General features: G+C 47.0%; 18 protein-coding genes. 9 read left to right on the top strand and 9 right to left on the bottom strand.

Annotated elements, in window-relative coordinates; genetic code table 11:
• Positions 1-27: 27 nt before the first annotated feature.
• Both ABDB98_RS02915 and ABDB98_RS02910 read right to left on the bottom strand, forming a co-directional pair.
• A complete protein-coding gene (locus ABDB98_RS02915; protein ID WP_438421313.1) occupies positions 28-1215 on the bottom strand; it encodes a macrolide family glycosyltransferase in 1188 nt (395 codons plus the stop codon).
• 140 nt (positions 1216-1355) lie between these two features.
• Positions 1356-2042, bottom strand: a complete 687-nt coding sequence (locus tag ABDB98_RS02910; protein ID WP_029575258.1) for a GntR family transcriptional regulator — start codon at positions 2040-2042, stop codon at positions 1356-1358.
• A 180-nt stretch (positions 2043-2222) separates the two neighbouring features.
• On the opposite strand from ABDB98_RS02910, the gene ABDB98_RS02905 reads away from it, so the two are divergent.
• Both ABDB98_RS02905 and ABDB98_RS02900 read left to right on the top strand, forming a co-directional pair.
• Complete coding sequence (locus ABDB98_RS02905) at positions 2223-3278, top strand: tartrate dehydrogenase (protein WP_060963455.1); 1056 nt, start codon at positions 2223-2225, stop codon at positions 3276-3278.
• A gap of 21 nt (positions 3279-3299) precedes the next feature.
• The gene (locus ABDB98_RS02900) at positions 3300-4205 is read left to right on the top strand and encodes an alpha/beta fold hydrolase (RefSeq protein WP_438421311.1); all 906 of its coding nucleotides are present in this window, start codon (positions 3300-3302) and stop codon (positions 4203-4205) included.
• Positions 4206-4335: 130 nt separating this feature from the next.
• Here ABDB98_RS02900 and ABDB98_RS02895 read toward each other — a convergent pair whose 3' ends face one another.
• On the bottom strand, positions 4336-4953 hold the full coding sequence (locus ABDB98_RS02895; protein WP_438421309.1) for an NUDIX hydrolase: 618 nt from the start codon (positions 4951-4953) through the stop codon (positions 4336-4338).
• 263 nt (positions 4954-5216) lie between these two features.
• Between ABDB98_RS02895 and ABDB98_RS02890 the strand changes: the two genes are divergently transcribed.
• Both ABDB98_RS02890 and ABDB98_RS02885 read left to right on the top strand, forming a co-directional pair.
• Positions 5217-5687, top strand: coding sequence for a GNAT family N-acetyltransferase (locus ABDB98_RS02890; RefSeq protein WP_438421307.1), 471 nt, complete (start codon positions 5217-5219; stop codon positions 5685-5687).
• 145 nt (positions 5688-5832) lie between these two features.
• On the top strand, positions 5833-6576 hold the full coding sequence (locus ABDB98_RS02885; protein ID WP_060963459.1) for a sulfite exporter TauE/SafE family protein: 744 nt from the start codon (positions 5833-5835) through the stop codon (positions 6574-6576).
• Between the two features lie 40 nt (positions 6577-6616).
• Here ABDB98_RS02885 and ABDB98_RS02880 read toward each other — a convergent pair whose 3' ends face one another.
• Entirely contained in the window at positions 6617-7456 is an 840-nt protein-coding gene (locus ABDB98_RS02880) for a helix-turn-helix transcriptional regulator (RefSeq protein ID WP_438421305.1), read from the bottom strand.
• A gap of 108 nt (positions 7457-7564) precedes the next feature.
• Here ABDB98_RS02880 and fabF point away from each other — a divergent pair, with 108 nt between their 5' ends.
• Positions 7565-8800: a beta-ketoacyl-ACP synthase II gene (gene fabF / locus ABDB98_RS02875; protein WP_438421304.1), complete on the top strand. Its 1236-nt coding sequence runs from the start codon at positions 7565-7567 to the stop codon at positions 8798-8800.
• Positions 8801-8828: 28 nt separating this feature from the next.
• Here fabF and ABDB98_RS02870 read toward each other — a convergent pair whose 3' ends face one another.
• Entirely contained in the window at positions 8829-10040 is a 1212-nt protein-coding gene (locus ABDB98_RS02870; RefSeq protein WP_438421302.1) for a Bcr/CflA family efflux MFS transporter, read from the bottom strand.
• A gap of 155 nt (positions 10041-10195) precedes the next feature.
• Positions 10196-11308, bottom strand: a complete 1113-nt coding sequence (locus ABDB98_RS02865) for a glycerol dehydrogenase (protein WP_438421301.1) — start codon at positions 11306-11308, stop codon at positions 10196-10198.
• Positions 11309-11608: 300 nt separating this feature from the next.
• Here ABDB98_RS02865 and ABDB98_RS02860 point away from each other — a divergent pair, with 300 nt between their 5' ends.
• The 4 genes from ABDB98_RS02860 to ABDB98_RS02845 all read left to right on the top strand — a co-directional run bounded on the left by ABDB98_RS02860 (position 11609) and on the right by ABDB98_RS02845 (position 15877).
• On the top strand, positions 11609-12466 hold the full coding sequence (locus tag ABDB98_RS02860; protein WP_438421299.1) for a YitT family protein: 858 nt from the start codon (positions 11609-11611) through the stop codon (positions 12464-12466).
• Between the two features lie 114 nt (positions 12467-12580).
• Positions 12581-13108, top strand: coding sequence for a GNAT family N-acetyltransferase (locus ABDB98_RS02855; protein ID WP_438421298.1), 528 nt, complete (start codon positions 12581-12583; stop codon positions 13106-13108).
• 276 nt (positions 13109-13384) lie between these two features.
• Positions 13385-15013: a ribosomal protection-like ABC-F family protein gene (abc-f, locus tag ABDB98_RS02850; RefSeq protein ID WP_438421296.1), complete on the top strand. Its 1629-nt coding sequence runs from the start codon at positions 13385-13387 to the stop codon at positions 15011-15013.
• Positions 15014-15154: 141 nt separating this feature from the next.
• The gene (locus ABDB98_RS02845; RefSeq protein WP_438421295.1) at positions 15155-15877 is read left to right on the top strand and encodes a gamma-glutamyl-gamma-aminobutyrate hydrolase family protein; all 723 of its coding nucleotides are present in this window, start codon (positions 15155-15157) and stop codon (positions 15875-15877) included.
• 33 nt (positions 15878-15910) lie between these two features.
• On the opposite strand, the gene ABDB98_RS02840 is transcribed toward ABDB98_RS02845, so the two are convergent.
• From ABDB98_RS02840 to ABDB98_RS02830, 3 genes are all read right to left on the bottom strand, one after another.
• The gene (locus ABDB98_RS02840; RefSeq protein ID WP_438421293.1) at positions 15911-18064 is read right to left on the bottom strand and encodes an MMPL family transporter; all 2154 of its coding nucleotides are present in this window, start codon (positions 18062-18064) and stop codon (positions 15911-15913) included.
• 98 nt (positions 18065-18162) lie between these two features.
• On the bottom strand, positions 18163-18798 hold the full coding sequence (locus tag ABDB98_RS02835; protein ID WP_438421292.1) for a response regulator: 636 nt from the start codon (positions 18796-18798) through the stop codon (positions 18163-18165).
• Positions 18791-20008 carry a sensor histidine kinase gene (locus tag ABDB98_RS02830; RefSeq protein WP_438421290.1) on the bottom strand — a complete coding sequence of 406 codons (1218 nt, stop codon included), beginning with the start codon at positions 20006-20008 and terminating at the stop codon, positions 18791-18793. Before ABDB98_RS02830 ends, ABDB98_RS02835 begins: the two co-directional genes overlap by 8 nt.
• Between the last annotated feature and the right edge of the window lie 32 nt (positions 20009-20040).

The raw sequence follows: 20040 nt of genomic DNA, 5'->3' as shown, positions 1-20040 counted from the left end.
ACAGCGGAAACAGGCTTTTTTCGTGTATTATTTTTTTTGTTCAATAAACCGGTCGATCCGGGCCAGGACATCTTTCATGTCCATGCATTCTTTAAAGCTTTCGTTAATGGCTTGAATGCCTTGTTTATATTTTCCGTTATGCAGCACTTCTTCTGCGGCAAGCTTTAACTTTTCAGCGCTTATTTCATCTTTTTGCACGGTATAGCCGGCATTCAGTTCAGTCAGGCGGCGTGCAATCATCGGCTGATCTTTATCATGCGGGATGACGACCAGCGGCACTTGATAATGAATGCCTTCATTTACACTGTTCATTCCGCCATGTGTAACAAATAGGTCAGCCTGCTCCAGCACCTCAAGCTGCGGCACGTATGGAGCGATGATAAAGTTTTCCGGCGCCTGTTTGATTTTCGACAGATCGGCTATTTCTCCGGCGGCGATGACAACCTTGCCTTCAAAATCTGAGAACGCGTCTATGCACAGATTGAAAAACGCTTCCGTGTCCCAGAGCACTGTCCCCATTGAAATATAAATGACTTTTTCATCCTTTAAAGAATCAATCGGGAAGTCGGTGTGCCCCTTTCTCTTCGGAAAACTCGGACTGATAAATAAATACTCATCTCCGAACGTCTCGCTTTCGGGCTGAAAATATCTGCTTGTATAGACGACGTTCAGTTCACCCGTGTTGTTCATAAATTGAATCAGGCTGTCAGGAGCAACGCCGTATTTGTCTTTCATCTCAGCCAACAGCTCTTCACATTCCCTGTCCGGCTTAAACGGCACGCCCGATTCCGGATGGAGCGGGAGGGTTTTCAGGCCGTCTTCATTGAGCAGGAAGGATGCTGAAGAAGAGATGCCGGGAATGTTGAGATAATCCCTCACCAGCTCTCCCGCACCGAATTTATCATAATAGACGGCGTCGAATTGAATGTCCTCAGCCAGACGCTGCACAATATGTAAAATCTCCAGTGACGTTTTGATATGAATTTTTAAGAATGGCAGTATGCCGGACGGGCTGTCAGGATCAATGGGTGTCATTCTGAGCAGATCGCGGTGAAGGTGAACCTCCGCCCCTACTCCTTCCAGCCTGCTTTTGTACTTTTCCGTTGAGATATAATGAACGTGATCGCCCCGTTCACTGAAGGCCTTTGTCATACCGAGGGTCGGGTTTACGTGTCCTTCTGCGGGAAAATTGACCATGAGAATATGTTTTGCCATTTTTCAAACTCCTTTGCCTTTTTTGCGCTTTTTCCATATCCATCATAAATGATGCGGGAAAAATTATGCAAGAAACACCCGTCAGGTCTTCATGGCGGTTTGATGACACCGCCAAAAAAAGACAAGGCTTTTCGCCTTGTCTATCGTGATGATTCGTCTGTTTCTTGTGCTTTCAGCACGCCTTTCAGATGTTCTGCATCGTGCTTGAGATGCTCCGTCATATAGTGCACGGCTTTTGTTTTGTCGCCTTTTTTTATTTCTTCAAAGACTTTCCGGTGCTCATGTAAGATCACTTCCGCACGGTCATCCCCTTTAAAATTAAGGACTCTGCAAAAATGAATCAGCACATTGACATGCTCAAGCAGCTTGGCCAGCTGACTGTTATGGCTGAACTCCACAAGGAGCTGATGAAACGTTTCGTTCAAGGAAATAATCTCCGTCTCTTTGACGCCTTTATGGATGGCTTCTTCCGTCTCCCGCAGCTGTTTTTCGATGAGTTCAATTTCACTCTCAGCCGCTTCATCAATGACGAGTTCGACCGCCAGTGATTCAAGTGACATTCTGATTTGATAAATCTCTTCAACATCCTTTACGGATAAAGAATAGATGACAAAGCCGTTTCGATCGTCTGCCGTCAGAAGCCCATCCTTTTCAAGGAGCCGCATCGCTTCTCTGACCGGCGACCGGCTGACTCCGAAATCCTTGGCCAGCTGTGTTTCATTCAGCCGTTCTCCCGGTTTAAAAATCCCGTCAAATATCATTTTTTTCAATTGGGAATAAAATTGCAGATAATACGGGGTTGGCTTATCTAATTTAAAGTTATCCATCTTTCCTACCTCTTCATACAATTTAGGCCTTATTGTTACCAAGATCATATAACAGTTTATCTATGGAAGCAACATTCCCGAGCTTGTCAGCATAGCGAGTATGGCGTAATATGGAATTATAACAAACGACGGTCGACGGTCTGCCGTAAACCGAAACAATTCATTCAGGGGGGATGGAACATGAAAACATACAAGATTGCCAGCATACCGGGGGACGGTGTAGGAAAAGAAGTCGTTCCGCAAGCGGAGCGGGTGTTGAACGCAATCGCCGAATTACATGGGGGCATGGCATTCGATTTTACTTCTTTTCCGTGGAGCTGCGAGTATTACTTGGAGCACGGAACCATGATGCCGGATGATGGATTAGAAACGTTACAGCACTTTGATGCTTTGTTTTTAGGAGCGGTGGGGAATCAAAAGCTCGTCCCCGATCATGTTTCGCTGTGGGGGCTGCTCATCAAGATACGCCGGGAATTTGAACAGGTGATCAATGTACGGCCGGCGAAGCTGCTGCCGGGGATCACTTCCCCTCTCGTTAACCCGAAGGATTTTGATCTGCTGGTCGTCCGGGAAAACAGTGAGGGCGAGTACAGCTCTGTCGGCGGCAGAATGTATCAGGGCGAAGACGAAATCGCCATTCAAAACGCGGTCTTTTCCCGCAGAGGAACGGAAAGAGTGATGCGGTATGCCTTTGAACTGGCGGCAAATCGGAAGAAACACGTCACAAGCGCGACGAAATCCAACGGTATTGTTCACTCGATGCCGTTTTGGGATGACATCTTTAAAGAGGTCAGCCGGGAGTATGCCGGGATTGAAACGGACTCGCAGCATATTGACGCACTGGCGGCCTTTTTTGTCACTCACCCGGAGCGCTTCGATGTCATTGTCGCTTCAAACCTGTTCGGAGATGTGCTGACAGATATCGGGGCGGCGATTATGGGAAGCATCGGAATCGCTCCCGCCGCTAACATCAATGTAAACGGCAAATACCCTTCCATGTTTGAGCCTGTTCACGGCTCCGCTCCGGATATTGTCGGAAAAGGGATTGCCAACCCTATCGGCCAAATATGGACGGCAAAATTAATGCTCGATTCATTCGGAGAAGAGGAGCTGGGCAATCTGCTCCTGCAATCCATTGAAACGGTCACAAACAGCGGCGTCCTGACCCCGGATGTCGGCGGAAAACATTCAACGGAAGACGTCACTTCCGCTATTATTTCTCAAATAAAAAATTAACATTTTATAAGGAGAGAGAAAATGGATTCTTTTCGTGAACAATTTGAAAAGCATGTGACCCATGATTCAATTGAGGTAAATGGCATCCGCCTTCATTACGTCTTTGCGGGAAAGGAGGATGCTCCCCCCGTCATTCTCCTGCACGGCTTTCCGCAAAGCTGGGTGACGTGGCGTTATGTGATTCCGACGCTTGCCGCTTCTCATAGAGTCATCGCTGTTGATCTGAGGGGCTACGGCGATTCTGAAAAGCCGGGCGGCATAAACGGCTATGATAACAAAACGATGGCAAGCGATATACAAGGTCTGATGCGCCGCCTGCATATACAAAAAGCGTTAATTGCCGGGCATGACAGAGGCGCCAGGGTCGCAAGGCGGCTCGCTTTAGATGCTCCGGAGCTGGCGGCAGGCCTTGTGCTCATTGACATTATGCCGACTGAATACGTCTATGATTCTCTGACGGCAGCGGAAGCGGCAAAAAAATACTGGCACTGGACATTTCAAGTCGTTCCCCATCTGCCGGAAGAATTAATAAGAGGAAAAGAAGAGGAATATCTTAGATTTTTATTAAGCAGAGGTGACGGGCTTTTTGACCTGCTGACATCAGACGGCGCCTGGGACCGGTACTTAGCCGCCTGGAAGCAGCCCGGCGCTGTCCAAGCTGCGCTTAATGACTACAGAGCCGCTTATCAAATTGATTTGCCGAGATATCGTTCAGAAAAGGAATCACAGAAAAAACTGGATGTGCCCACGCTTTTGCTGTGGGGAGAAAAAGGGAACTTAGCCGGCCTTCCCGTGCTTGACACATGGAGAGAATCAATTCGTGAAGTCAGCGGATATGAGGTAAAAGGCTGCGGCCATTACGTCCCCGAGGAAAAACCGACAGAAATTGCCCGCAGGATTATCGATTTTTCAAAAACGGTTTTTTAAGGGGCGCACCACACCGAAACAGGCAGACTCTTAAAACCCGGCCTGATGATTTACCATCTCTATCACAGGCCGGATCATTCATAAGTGAAATGGTTATGAACCAGTTTCTCTCTTTTTTCTGCTTGCTGCCTTAATCAAAATAAACGGGTTCGTCCGGATGTTTGAGATATGCAAACATCCTTTCAATCTGACTTTCCGTATTGCGGGCTTCAGACAGCGGCGGCAGCTCCGTTTCTGCAAAAAAAGCGGCCGCGCTTGTTTCCATTCCCTCCCTGAGCTGTCCGCCGATGATCTCACATTTGATAAACACTTTGTAAACGTGGGCGGCGGACGGCGGATGGGAATGGCATTTCTTATCCATTACAGCTAACAGTTTGACCGGCTTTACGTCGATGCCCGATTCCTCTTTTACTTCTTTGACAGCTGCTTCGCCCGGAGAAATCCCGATATCGGCCCACCCGCCCGGCAGCGCCCATCTGCCGTCGCTTTTCTCTTGCACCATTAATATACTCTGATCTTTAAAAACTGCCGCTCTGACATCAACTTTCGGAGTGGGATACCCGCTGTCCCCTGCGAAGACGTCTTGTATGATCTCTTTGCCGGTCCCGGTATGATGCGCCATGATATCCACGCTGATTTTTCTTATTTCTTCAAATCTCTCAATATCATATATGTCTTTGGAATAAGCCAGCCCCGCTTGCGCCGCGGATTGAAGCTGTTTTGCCCATTCAAGCCATTTTGGCTCCATTTTCAATCATCCTCCGATCTTTATGTTTTCACAAATACAGAAACCTAGTTCATTAACCCCCAGTTTTTCCGCTGCTTTCTCCCCCCTGGCGGAGAAAGCAGCGGAACAGGGTTTGTTTTTTTCATGGAAGAGTTTTGGAATTCAACCGTTATGAAGTATTTTTTGACGTCTTCGCTCATAATACCTCCTTGACGATATGGCAACCATATCCTTTATGATGATCATTGGATGATCATCATAAAAAGGGAAGAGGAGTATGAAGGATGACGATTGAAATCAGAGCAGTCACGGAAGAAAACCGTACCGATATACTGGCGCTTCATGTAAGTGAAAGCCAGGCTTCATTTATTGAAACTGCGGAAGAGTGTTTACAAGATGCTGAGGATTGCCCGCATTATCAGCCGGCCGGCCTTTATGTTGACGGGGAGTTGGTCGGCTTTTCCATGTACGGCTGGTTTCCGGAATATGATGAAGAAAATAAAAACGGCAGAGTGTGGCTTGACCGTTTTTTCATTGATGAACGATACCAGGGACGGGGATTGGGCAGATTGATGCTTGATGCCCTTATCCATCATCTCGCTCAATTATATGATTGCAGACGGATTTATTTAAGCCTGTTTGAAGATAACGTGCACGCACTGCGCCTTTATCAAAAATTCGGCTTTAGATTCAATGGAGAGCTGGACTCAAACGGGGAAAAAGTGATGGTCAAAGAGCTGCAGAGCGCTGTATAAACGCATTCCGGCTTCTTGCCAATACTTTAAATTTGAGGTAACATAAAGTTATTGAACGACGGTCGACGGACAACGGTCGATCGTTAAACATCTGGTACAGCGGATCGAAACATTGTCATCAGGCATCTAAATGGAGGAGAAGATTGTGCTTATTATACTCGTTATGTTTCTGCTCGGGATTATTCTCGGGTTTATCGGCGCGGGGGGAGCCGGTTTTGTCATTGCACTTTTAACTATACTTTTTCACGTACCGATTCACACGGCTTTGGGCACTTCCCTAGCCGGAATGGCTTTCACAAGTTTGTCCGGGGCTTTCAGCCACTACCGTGAAGGCAACATTCAGATGAAAATCGGTCTCATCGTCGGCGTTTTTGCGGCATTCGGTTCATTTTTCGGGGCCAGACTTACTTCTCTTATCCCCGCAGATTTGCTGCATTACTTGACGGCGGGCATGCTGTTTTTATCTGCTCTATTGATTTTAGTCCGGTTATTTATTTTAAAAGAAACACAAGAGGACACCGGACCGCAAAGCCATCTGAACATATGGGTGAAAGCCGTTGTTCTCGGTATTATCGCAGGAATCTTGTCCGGAACATTCGGCATCGGCTCTGCCCCTTTCATCCAAATCGGCTTAATGATTCTTTTGCGCTTATCCATCCGCCAGTCGGTCGGCACCACCATGCTAGTCATTATCCCGCTTGCAGTCGGCGGAGGTCTCGGTTATGTAACGGAAGGGTTTGTCGACTATATGCTGTTGGTCAAAGTGCTGATCGGAACGATGTGCGGTGCATATGTCGGAGCGAAATTCACCAATCTCGTGCCGAAAGTCATTCTGAAATCAGCCATCTTTTTAACACCGGCCATCGCCGGGCTGATGCTTTTATTTTAAACTGAAACGGAAGGCGGCGGCCTCCCGTTTTTTTCTGTTTTCACCTGTTTTCGAAGAGCTTTTTCAGCTTTGCTTCCGTTTCGGTATGATCTACCGGCGTATACACGCTGCAGCGCAGATCACTGTTGCCCTGAACCTGAAAAGAAGTCAGATTAAAGACCATTTTTCCCGCCTTCGCGTGGCGGAACTCAATTAATACTTCGGGAGCCGAGCTGACTTCGCTCTCATTCCACAGCGTATGAAACTCTGAATATGTCTTCTCCATTTCCTCTATAAACTGAGAATACCACGTATCCGCTACATACTGGCCGTAATACGTTCTGAAAATGGCAATGAAACCTTTCACAAAATGCTCCCAGTTCACGGCTAGACTTCTTAATTCTTTTCTTGAAAACAATAGCTCAATGAGATTCCGTTTTTCGGGGGGAATTTGTTCAAAATCTAAAAACACGTGAGCCGCCGCCTGGTTCCACCCTACGATATGACACCGCCTGTCCGAGATGATGGTGGGACAATAACGGAGCTCTTGCAGAATTTTTGAAAGGGACGGGCTGATGACCGCCTCTTCCTCCGCGGCAAACGGCTGTTTCACGCCCTCATCAATGGCAAGCGCGTACAAATAATTTCTTTCATCTTTATTCAGCTGGAGCGCATCGGAAACGGCGTCCAATACACCTGCCGACACTTTAATGTCTCTGCCCTGCTCCAGCCACGTATACCACGTGGTGCTTACGCCGGCTAATTGCGCGACCTCTTCTCTTCTGAGTCCCGGCGTTCTTCTTCGCGTGCCCGTCGGCAGGCCGGCCATCTGCGGAGAAATTTTGGCCCGCTGCATTTTTAAAAACTCTGAAAGAGCCTGCAATCTTCCTTCTGGTATCATACCGAATCTCTCCTCTCCTACCCTGGTATTTATTATACTAGGATAAACAACAACTTGTAATAGGATAATTGCGAGTTACAATAAATACATACCGAAGGAGGAATGACCATGAAAAGAGTTGTCATCACCGGAATGGGAGTGATTTCACCTCTCGGCAATGATGTAAATACATTTTGGAAACACCTGACGGAAGGAAAATCGGGAATTTCTCTCATAGATTCTTTTGATGTCTCCAGCTCCAAAACAAAAATAGCCGGCACCGTCCGCGATTTTGACGCAGAAGAAAGATGGGGCAGAAAAGAAGCGAGACGGCTTGACCGTTTCAGCCAGTTTGCTTTAGCGGCAGCGGAACAGGCGCTGGAAAGCTCCGGAATTCAGCTCGATCAGATTGACCGTGAACGCCTCGGCGTGTACGTCGGCTCCGGAATCGGCGGCATCACGACTTTGATTGACAATGTCCATACTTTAAATGAACGGGGAGCGCGAAAAGTGAGCCCGAGCCTTGTCCCCATGATGATCTCAAATGCGGCCGCCGCTCAAATCAGCATCAGATTAGGCGCGCTCGGCCCCTCACTTTCTCCCGTCACCGCGTGTTCCATCGGCAATACGTCGATCGGGGAAGCATTCAACGCCATTCGGAATGATGATGCGGATATCATGTTTGCCGGGGGCGCGGAGGCGGCGATTACGAATTTGTCATTAGCCAGCTTCGGCAATGCCCACGCGCTGTCAGCGAGAAACGAAGACCCCGCCGCGGCAAGCCGGCCGTTTGACGCGGATCGCGATGGATTTGTCATGAGTGAAGGCGCGGGCATCTTAGTATTGGAATCATTGGATAGCGCAATCGGCAGAAATGCCCCGATCCTTTGTGAGGTGCTCGGCTACGGTGCGAGCTCTGACGCCTATCATATGGTGGCCTCCCATCCGGAAGGAACGGGCGCATACCTGGCGATGAAAAACGCTTTGAAAAAGGCGAACGTTTCAGCGGAAGACATTGATGTCGTAAGCGCCCATGCGACAAGCACAAAAGCCGGAGATCTTTCTGAAACGTTGGCCATCAAGACATTATTCGGGGAGCTTGCCTATGACATTCCGGTCACGGCCAACAAATCAATGCTCGGCCACATGCTTGGCGCGGCAGGCGGCGTTGAAGCCATCGCTTTGACAGAGAGCTTGAGACACGGCATCATTCCGCCGACGATCAATCTGCAGCACCCTGATTCGGCATGTGATTTGGACTATGTAGCAGACGGGCCCCGCCAGCAATCGTTAACGATCGGTCTTTCCAACTCATTCGGCTTTGGCGGGCATAATTCGGCGATCGTGCTGAAGAAATATGAATAACGGGCATCAAAAAAAGGAGTGAATCATTTCACTCCTTTTTTGCTTTCTCCGTTTTTGTTGTTAAGGCGAAAAAAGCGATGGAACCGATAACGGATGTCGTGAACATAATTGCCCCCATCGGGACGGCTGTCGCTTCATTCATCCCCACAAGCGGCGACACGATGGAACCGAGAAGAAGCGGAAGCATGCCGAGCAGTGCGCTTGCGCTTCCCGCGCGGTGTCCCTGCTTTTCCATCGCCAATGTAAAGGTGCTTGTCAGCGTCATGCCGATCGTAATCATATAAATGAAAATTGAAATCACCAGCGCCGCCAGCGGTCCGTGAATGATCGTCATGACGAGCAGAACGGCAGTCGCCGTCATCGCTGTAATCACGCCGATTCTCAACAGGCTTTTTTCGTGAATGATTCCGCCGAAACGCCCGATGATAAAGCTTCCGGTAATGATCGCCAGACCGTTTATGCCGAATAAAATACTGAATACCTGCGGCGATACTCCGTAAATATCCTGATACACAAAAGGCGTCCCGGAAACATACGCAAAGCTCCCGCCGTGAATAAAGCCGACCGTCAGCGCATAGCCGATAAATGACCGGTCTTTCAGCAGGCTTCCCATTGTCCGCACGGAATTTCCGACGGAACTCGGAATCCGCTTTTCCGGCGGCAGGGTTTCTGTCAGCTTAAGCGCAATAATGAGAACAAGCAAAAACCCGATAAAGGTTAAAAAGAGAAAAATCGTATGCCATGATGCAAACGGGAGCAGTAAAATCGCGCCTCCCGTCATCGGCGCCACCATCGGCGCGACGGCGGTAATGACCATCAGCAGCGAGAAAAACTTAGAAAGCTCTCTTCCCGTAAACACATCTCTGACGATCGCACGGGACAGAACGAGCCCCGCCGAAGCGGTGAAGCCTTGAAGAAAACGGGCAATCACTAATGTAGTAATGTTCGGTGCAAGCGCGCAAAACAGAGAAAACAAAGCAAATAAAAAAATACATAGTAATAACGGTTTTCTTCTTCCCTTCGCGTCACTTAACGGGCCGACAACAACCTGTCCGATTGTCAGTCCGATCAGACATGCGGTTAAACTGAGCTGGACAAGCGATGCGCGGGCGCTTAAATCTTCAGCGATTTCAGGGAAACTCGGCAGATACATATCTATATTCAGCGGCCCCAGTATCGCAAGCATGCCAAGAAGAAAAGCCAGCGCAAGCCGCTCCTTGCCGGTCGGATTATGCAGCATATCGTTCCCACCTTTCCTTTGTTAGTCTCTCAAAACATTTGTATATTGTATCATAATTTTTTCTTTATTTTTAAAAGTTTTCAAGCGGGGCAAAAAGACATAAAAAAACCAAGAGCCGTCACAGCCCTTGGTTTCAACTCGCGCGATGAAAATGTTTACGCATGCTTTTCTTTAAACGCTTTTGCGTACTGGTCGGCCGCTATGATAGCATCCGCCACGTCGTCAGCCGTCACATCAAAAGCGGCATGAATCGTTTCTTCCTCAATCGTCGCGGCTTCTGCCACTTTCATAATATCCTCTTTCGAAGCGTCTTTTAATTTGATGTCTTCAAGTGTGACAGGCAGTCCCAAGCTGATATAAAACGCGATATACCGCTCAATTTCTTCAAGCGAACGTTTTTCCAGCGCCAACTGAACGAGCGTGCCGAATGCCACTTTTTCACCATGGGTTAAGTGATGAATTTCTCCTTCAAGCGCGGTGAAGCCGTTGTGAATGGCATGCGCCGCAGCCAAGCCGCCGCTTTCAAATCCCAGTCCGCTCAGAAGTGTATTCGCTTCAACTACCGCTTCTAATGGAGGAGTGACGACTTTCGCTTTCACAGACTCATAGGCGAGACGGCCGTATTTGAATAGAACTTCCTCACATTTTTCCGCGATAGCTTCCCCGGCAATTGTGGGAATTCCGCCTGCCATCGTTTTACCGCCGCTGGCGATGACACTGCGCGCCTCTATCCACGTCGCCATCGCATCGGCAATCCCTGATGCTAAAAAGCGCGGCGGAGCTTCTGCGACGATTTTCGTATCGACCAGAACCAGATCAGGATTTTTATGATAGAAACGATAATTTTCAAACGCGCCTTGTTCAGAATACACGACAGACAGCCCGCTTGTCGGGGCATCCGTTGAAGCGGCCGTCGGCACGATAACGGTGTAGCCGTTTATTTCATCTGATACCGCTTTGGCCGTATCAAGCGTTTTACCGCCGCCGACTCCGATTACAATGGACGCGCCCGCTTTCTCTGCGATGCCCGCAATTCTTTTCATTTCTTCCTGGGAGGCTTCCCCGTTGAAAACCGTCTCTTCAGCCGAAATGCTGCTTTTCTTTAATTCAGCCGTCACTTTGTGACCCGCGATATCCCATACGGTTTTGTCCGCAATGACGATGGCTTTTTCACCAACGCCCTCAAGGTGTCCGCCGATCGTTTCAATTGCGTTTTTTCCCTGCACATATTTAGCCGGACTGATAAAAATTCGTTCCAATGTTCTCATCCCTTCTTTGTTGCTTTTTTCATTTCTCTAATCAATAGTTTAGAAATAAAAGCTCTTCTGATATAATTCCTTGTTTTTATTTCATTCAAACCTCATAAATACAATAGAAAATTCAATTTTTACATCATTGACAAGATGTGAAGGTGTCTATATAATCTTCGATATTGAAGCTGATCATTCTTTATTGAATGAACAAACGAGATTGTGAATGATTCGTCTTAAAAATTATTTAGTTCTGCTGGATAATTTTTGAGGCGTTTTTGTTTTGTATATATTTTTGACTGCAGAGGAGGTTTGCACATGAAGAATATTTGCAAGGATATACTGATGATTATGGCCGGAGCCTTTCTTATCGCGGCATCCGTGGAATTTTTCGTCATCCCGAATCATCTGGGGGACGGCAGCACCGTGGGAATCGCTCTCGTTTTATATTATCTTTTCCATATACCTGCAAGCATTACAACTCTGGTGGTAAATTTGATTTTTATCGGGCTGGCTTATAAATTTTTAACGAAAAGGACAATTTTATATACGATACTCGGCACGGGAATGACTTCTGTTTTTCTCAGTATCGTCAGCTTTATTCCATTCGGCGTGCACGACATGGTGCTCGGGATTGTATTCGGCGCTCTGCTGATGGGAGCGGGGCTGGCATTGATCTTTATCGCTGACGGATCTACCGGCGGAACCACGCTTTTGGCGTATTTATTGAACTACACAAAGGGCTTTAACATCTCCAAAAGCATGTTTTATATGGATTGCGTCATTATTTTCGCGTCCGTTCTAGCGATTGGCATCAATCATATGCTGTATACGTTTATATTCGTTTATCTGTGTGCCAAAATCGTCGATATTGTCATTGAAGGTTTCCATAATAAAAAAGCTCTCACCATTATGTCTGACCAATACGAAGAGATCGCCAAAGCCATCACGTCCGAATACGGCAACGCGGCGACGATTTTTTACGGATACGGGTATTACGGAAGCAAAGACAAGCGCATTATCTATGTCGTCATTAAAAAGAACGAATTGCTGAAAATCAAAAAACATGTTCAAAAAATTGATCCGAAATCATTTATCGTTATTCATGAAGTAAAAGAAGCTGTCGGAGGGCAATTCGGTTTTACTAACCTGCCTGCCGCCGCGAATGAGAAATAACCGCCTGCAGTGTAGTAGCTGCAGGCTTTTTATATCGCCCTTCCCCGCTCAAAGGTTTTTGCATCTTTTCGATCGAAGTATTAGGATGAAACCTTTTGGATGGGAGAATGTAAAATGAAGATCAAAACCGACAGGCTCGTGATCCGGACATTTGAACGGGAAGATTGGCAAGACGTTTATGAGTACACGTCAAATCCGGAGGTCATGAAGTATATACCGGAGGGCGTCTTTTCCGAAGAAGACGCCAAGAAATTCGTTATTGAAAACAGCGGTGAACGTGCTGAAAAGTATCCCGTTTTATTGAAGGATGAAAAAACGGTCATTGGCCACATTGCTTTTTTTCAGTATTTTGGCAACCATACGTATGAAATCGGATGGGTGTTTCACCCGGAATATCAGGGCAAAGGATATGCTTCAGAGGCTGCACGCGCCGTGCTGGCATTCGGGTTTAACGAGATGAAATTGCATCGGATCATTGCGACATGCCAGCCGGAAAATACGGCTTCGCACCGGGTGATGGAAAAGATCGGAATGAGACGGGAAGGCTTTTTTAAAAAATGCATCCCCCATGAAAATGACTGGTGGGATGAATATTATTACGCCGTGTTAGAAGAAGAGCGGGAAGCCTCGAATCTGGAATAAAAAGGCGAATACCCTTTGCTCTTACAGGTAAGTGTATGCTACACTGTTTGTAACAAATACGAAGGGACGATGGGTGGACAATGATTAACTAATCTTATTTTGACCGTTTGAAATCAAATATTTCAAATCAGAAAAAATAGGATTAGTCTGCCCATTTTCTATACGATACAAAAGCTATGTGAAAATAGCTTATTTGATCATGTACAGGTACGGCTAATCCTTCCAAATCAATTGGGAGGATTTTTTTGTCCTCCCTTTAAAGCGAGGGATTGACATATGAAAGAAATATTAAAATTAAGCGGCGTCAGTTATGAAATCAATAGTGTGCCCCTTTTTGAACAGATCAGCGCAAGCGTTCAGCAGGGCGACATCATCGGCGTTATCGGCAAAAACGGCGCCGGCAAATCTTTATTGCTGCAATTGATCTGTAATAAAACAGCGCCGTCACAAGGACAGATTCAGATGCTGCAAGATATGAACATATATATGGTGGAACAAGAAACGGAAGCTTATGATTCCGGCCACCCGGAGCCTGCGGAAGCAGCCCTGTTAGAAAAATGGAACGTGCCCGCCCGCACCTTTTCACAATTAAGCGGCGGAGAAAAACTGAAAGCCCGGCTTGCCAAAGGATTCTCTTCTTCGAGCGGTCTTTTGTTATTAGATGAACCGACGAACCACCTCGATCAGCACAGTTTAGACCTATTGCAAAAACAGATCAAGAACTATAAAGGCACCATTATTCTCGTCTCACATGACCGTGCATTTTTGGATGCGGCGGCGACAAAAATCTGGTCGATCGAAGGAAAGAAACTCATTGAACATAAAGGGAATTATTCAAGCTATATGGAGGTCCGCAAACAGAGAAGACTGACACAGCAGCGCGAATATGAGAATCAGCAGCATATGATCAGACGGATTGAAGCTCAAATGAACGAGCTGAGCGCCTGGTCAGCAAAAGCCCATGCCCAGTCAACGAAAATAGAAGGCTTTAAAGAATACCATCGCGTAAAAGCAAAACGCACGGACGCCCAGGTTAAATCAAAACGGAAGCGTCTTGAAAAAGAGCTTGAAAAAGCGAAAGCAGAACCGGTGGAGGCGGAGTATGAAGTCCGTTTTTCCATTGAGCACCGCAAAAAAGCGGGAAAACGTTTTTTAGAAGTACGTGATCTCACAAAATCGTATGACGGCCGAACGCTGTTCAAAAACGTGAATTTCACTGTGATGCACGGCGAAAAGATTGCCATTACAGGCCCGAACGGGAGCGGGAAAACAACATTATTGAAGGTCATCCTCGGTCAGGAAAAAGCGCAGGGAAGCATATGGATATCTCCGTCTGCAAACGTCGGATATTTAACGCAGGAAGTATTCGACCTCCCGCTTGATAAAACCCCCGAACAGCTTTTTTACAAAGAAACGTTCGAAGCAAGGGGAAATGTTCAATCTCTCATGAAGCATTTAGGATTTACCGCAGCGCAATGGACGGAACCTATCGGCAAGATGAGCATGGGAGAGCGGGTCAAATGCAAGCTGATGGCGTTTATTCTGGAGGAGAAAGATGTGCTGATTCTGGATGAACCGACAAACCACCTTGACCTGCCGTCACGCGAGCAGCTTGAAGACACATTGGCTCAATACGACGGTACGCTCATCATCGTATCGCATGATCGCTACTTTCTCGAAAAGACGACAGACATCCGGCTTGATATCACGAACGGCAGCATCCAAAAACAATGGAAAGAATCCCCCGCCGCCAGAGTTGATATTGAAGAGCTGCGGTTAAAGCTTGAAACCGAACGGCAGGAAGTCCTCGGAAAGCTCAGCTTCATGACTCCGGCTGATAAACAATATCGTGAGCTTGACCAAAAATTCAAAGAGCTGACGGAAGAGATCAAGAAATTGAAATGAGTTCAAAAACCCGTGATTATTGTCACGGGTTTTGTTTTAGAAAGTTTACGTATAAAGAGAATAATTTCAAACTGATTTGTACAACCTACGTTCTGATTTGTTATGAGCAGGCTCAGAAAGAAAGGTTCAGGTGAACGAAGAATGGCCAAGCGCATTGGTATTACGGGAAACATTATGGCTGATCAATCCGGTCCTTTTCCGGGTTATAATCGGGCGTATGTCAACAATGATTATATTCAGTCTGCTGCCGAGGCCGGCGGTGTGCCGTTTATATTGCCGGTGATTCAAGAAACTGAGCTTATAAAGGAACAGGTCTCTCATGTTGACGGCATTATTCTGTCCGGCGGCCAGGATATAGACCCGCTGATGTACGGTGAAGAACCTTTACAGGCTTTAAGAAAGACCTTTCCTGACCGGGACGCCTATGAGAAGGAGCTGATCCAAACGGCGATTGCTTTAGAGAAGCCGATATTAGCAATCTGCCGGGGGATGCATATGTTAAACGTCACTTTCGGGGGCACTTTATATCAGGATCTGACACATGCTTCGTTTGCTGAAATCAAGCACGATCAAGAAAAAGATCCCCCGTTAAGAACCCATCATGTTTCTTTTGAAAAAGGGACCCGTCTTCATTCCTTGTTTGGCGATTCAACGCTTGTGAACTCGTTCCATCACCAAATCATAAAAGAGACAGCGCCATCGTTTAAGGCCGCGGCTTATGCAAAAGACGGGGCCATTGAAGCGATTGAACGGACGGGTGAATTATTTGTCGTCGGCGTGCAATGGCATCCTGAAATGCTGACAAAAAAACATGAAGACATGAAAAAGCTATTTTCTCTTTTCATGGATGCGGTCAGCACATAAAAAAAGCAGATCATCATGATCTGCTTTTTCATTTTATTCTTCCGGTTTCTCCGGCGTTGTGTCCTGTGTCAGCTTATGGCCTTCGATATCCACGTTCGGAATGATCTTATCCAGCCGCTTCGGCAAGTACCAGGCCGCATGTCCCATCAGCTTCATGACACTCGGAATGATGGTCATTCTTACAATGAACGCATCGAAAAGAACACCGAATGTCATTGCCAATCCCATGGATTTGATCGTAGAGTCCCCTGCGAAGATGAATCCCGCAAAGACGAAAATCATGATCAGTCCCGCCGCTGTTACGACAGGCCCGCTATGCTTCAATCCGGCATGGATGGCTTGTACCGGATGTTTTGTTTTGACATATTCTTCTCTCATTCTGCTGACAAGGAATACTTGATAATCCATCGCAAGCCCGAAAAGAATACCGATCGCCAAAATAGGCAGGAAGGCGAGAATCGGTCCTTTTTCCGGAATGCTCAGCAAGCCGGTGAAATTCCCATCCTGCAGGACAAATACCGATAATCCGAGTGTAGCGGTCATCGTCAGCAAAAAGCCAAGAACGGCCGCCAGCGGCACGAGAAGAGAACGGAAAACAACGGTCAGCAATACAAACGCAAACCCCACAATGAGAATGGCGAATTCCGGAATCGCATCGTTTAACCGGTCTGAAATATCAATGTTCACCGCGGTTGATCCGGTGACGAGCAGGCGGATACCGTTTTTGTCTGATAGTTTCCGTATATCCTGCACTAACTCTTTCGTTGCCTTATCGTTCGGCCCGGTTTCAGGCACTGCCGTAATAATGGCATAGTCCCCTTTTTTGTTCGGCATGGCAGGGGTGACGCTCGCCACATTATGCAAGTCCTTCATTTCATTCACGGCGTCTTGGAATGCTTCATTTTTATTGCCCTTGACATCTTTTGCATCGGCAACAATTGTCAGCTTGCCGTTAAAGCCTTCGCCGAATCCTTTAGACAAAAGATCATAGGCGCGGCGATCCGGGCTGTCTTTCGCTTTCATTCCCGCATCAGGCAGCCCCAGCTCTAAATGCATGGCCGGCAGACTGATGACGGCTAAGAGAATAATACTGAAAATGCTTAACAGAATAGGCCTCTTTGTCACGAAGCGCCCCCAGGCATTCGTGTCGGCGCTTTTCTTTTCTTTCTTCTTGTTTGATTTCGGAATCATCCGTTTTCCTGCGACCGATAACACTGCGGGCACCAGCGTAACAGAAGCCAATACAGCCATCAGCACACTGAGTGCCGCAGTCAGCCCCATCGCAGACATGAACGGAATGCCGACAACAGTTAATCCGCAAAGCGCCACGATCACAGTCAGTCCGGCAAAAACGACGGCGCTGCCAGCCGTTCCCGCAGCTTTAGCGATCGATTCATTTTTTTGTACACCTTCGCCCAAAAACTGACGATGCTTCGTAAAGATAAACAGCGCATAATCAATCCCGACGGCCAGTCCGATCATGCCGGATAATGAGAGACTGACTGAGGCTATCGTAAAGAACTGTGTCCCAATTAACGTCAGCACGACGCTTACGCCTAAACCAATCAGGGCCGTGACAATCGGCAGTCCCGCTATGACTAATGAACCAAACGTAATAGCCAGTACGACGAATGCCAGCACAATGCCGATAATTTCTGATACACCGCCGACTTCAACACCGGCCCCCGGCACATCACCGCTGAGCTCCGTCTGCAGGCCCTTGTCTCCTGCGGCAGACAGACTGTGTTTAATATGTGAAACAGACGCGGCCGAAATGTCATCCGCCGCTTTTTTGTACGTAATATCGGCATATGCCACTGACCCGTCTTTAGAAATGGTTCCTGTCTCAAAAGGACTTGTAATTGAAGCGACTGAATGATCTGTTTTGATCTTCTTTAAAGTATCTTCGATCGCTTGTTTTTCCGATTTTGAAGTCAGTTTTTTTCCATCTTCAGCACCGAAAATAACCCGTATGCTTCCTTTATCAGGACCCTTTGAAAATTCTTTTTGAATGATATCCATTGCCTTTTCAGAAGGTGTGTCGGGTATTGACATATCCTCAGAAAAAGCAGGTTTTAACGAGATGGCGATCACAGCCGAAGCGATCAGTATCACAAGCCACGCACTGATCATTTTTAATCGGTTGCGGGCAGACCATCCCCCTAATTTATATAAAAATCCAGACATCGAATACTCCTCTCCAATCATTACTTTCTGCCTAATTGTAGTTCACATTCACATAAAAAAAACGTACATAGGGGCATGTACGTTTGGGCAGTTTTTCATTATATGTTCAGTTTCAAAATGCCTTTTTGCATGGCAATGGTGACGGCTTCAGTCCGCGAATCCGCTCCTAATTTGTTATAAATCGATGTTAATCTTGCTTTTACCGTCCGCTCAGAGATTCCTAAATCAAAGGCGATCGCTTTGCTTTTATGCCCTTTCGCAACGGCTTCCAGAACTGTGATTTCCTTTTCCGTCAGCTGTGTTTCATTGGCATTTGCCCGTTCCATTTTCATTTTCCGGAAACGCTGCAAGATGTCCGGCTGCAGAAGCACTTCTCCCCTGACTGCCGCATCCATCGTATGAAATAAGGTTTCTGAGCTTGTGTCTTTCAGCAGATAACCGTTCGCGCCTGATTCGATGCCTTCTATCATCAGATGATCTTCATTATAGGTCGTCAAAATAATGATCGGCACATCAGAATGCCCTTTTATCTGTTTAATGGCTTCCAGCCCGCTCATTTCCGGCATGTACAGATCCATGAGGATGACATCGGGCTTTAGTTCCTCTGCGAGGCGGACGGCCGTTTTCCCGTTTTCTGCTTCTCCCGTTATGGTGTAATGGTCATTTGTTTCAATCAAAAGCTTCAGACCTTCTCTGACGACAAGATGGTCATCAGCTATTAACACTTTATACATGTTCCGCCTCTCCTTGAATTGGTATGATGATCTCAATTTGAGTTCCCGCTGATCTGGCGCTTGTTATACGGCAGGTGCCGTTCATCATATTGACACGTTCTTGTATCCCAAGCAGCCCGTAATGTCCGCTTTTTCTCATTTCTGTTCCGGCATCAAAGCCTTTCCCGTCATCTTTGACGGTTATGCGGATCTGTCCCTCTTCTTCCCGAACGGATACCCAGACGTTATCTGCTTCCGCATGCTTGGCGGCGTTTGTCAGGCCTTCTCCGATCATATAATGACAGTTCTCCGCCATATGAACGTCAAGCACATGATCCACGCTGTACTCTAAAAAACAGGACAGCCCGGAGGCTTCTGTAAAATGGTTGATTTGTTCAGTGATGCTTTCTTCTAAAAATCCGATCTCTTCTGATTTGCTGCGAAGGTTATCAATGGCCGAGCGCGCATCAGCCAATGTGCCCTTCACTCTTTTCATTGACTGGCTGATGATGTCTTTCGCTCTGTCAGTGTTATCTTTCGAAAGATGAACTTGCACCGCTTCAAGCTGCATATGCAAGCTGACCAATCCTTGGGCAAGCGTATCGTGCAAGTCCCTCGCCATCCGCTGCCTTTCGTTTTGAAGCGTCAGCTGTTTCACTTGCCGGTGAGCGATCTCTAATTTTTCAAGCGTCATCTGTGTTTTTATTTTTTCATCAACTTGCGCGAAAAACGTTGCCGCATACGTGATAATCACAATCATAATGGGAGCGGCGATAACGATGAAACGAAGCAGATGATGCGGATGCTCCTCGTGCAAGGCTGTTATGGACATTAAAATGAAAAGATAGAGTATGAGCAGCGTTTTGCCCTTTTCCGTCATTCCGATAATCTGCCCGATTAAAAAGGCATAGAGACCGACGACCACCGCGATATAGCCGCCGGCCATCAAGTTAGCCGCTGTATATATGATGAATCCCTGTATGATGAAATAAAGAAACGTTTTTCTCTTGACCCAGCGATAGGAATGCCAGTGCAGCACGGCAAAAGTGACGATCAATATCGTAAATAACAGCAGCAAAAAAACCGTCCAGCTTTCATAAATGTACTGCAAAGAGACTGATGCGGCATATACCATAAAAATAAACGCCAGACCGGGCACCCGAAACGCGAGCATATGCAATGAGCGTCTGTCACGGGAGAAATAGTCTTCTTGATATTTTGTACCAAACAATCTCTGTCCACTTCCTTTTAGCCGACGGCCTC

It is taken from the genome of Bacillus siamensis (assembly GCF_051628075.1).
Classification (GTDB): domain Bacteria; phylum Bacillota; class Bacilli; order Bacillales; family Bacillaceae; genus Bacillus; species Bacillus siamensis.
The sequence above is the reverse complement of the archived record's forward strand: the minus strand, read 5'-3'. Positions and strand labels throughout refer to the sequence as shown.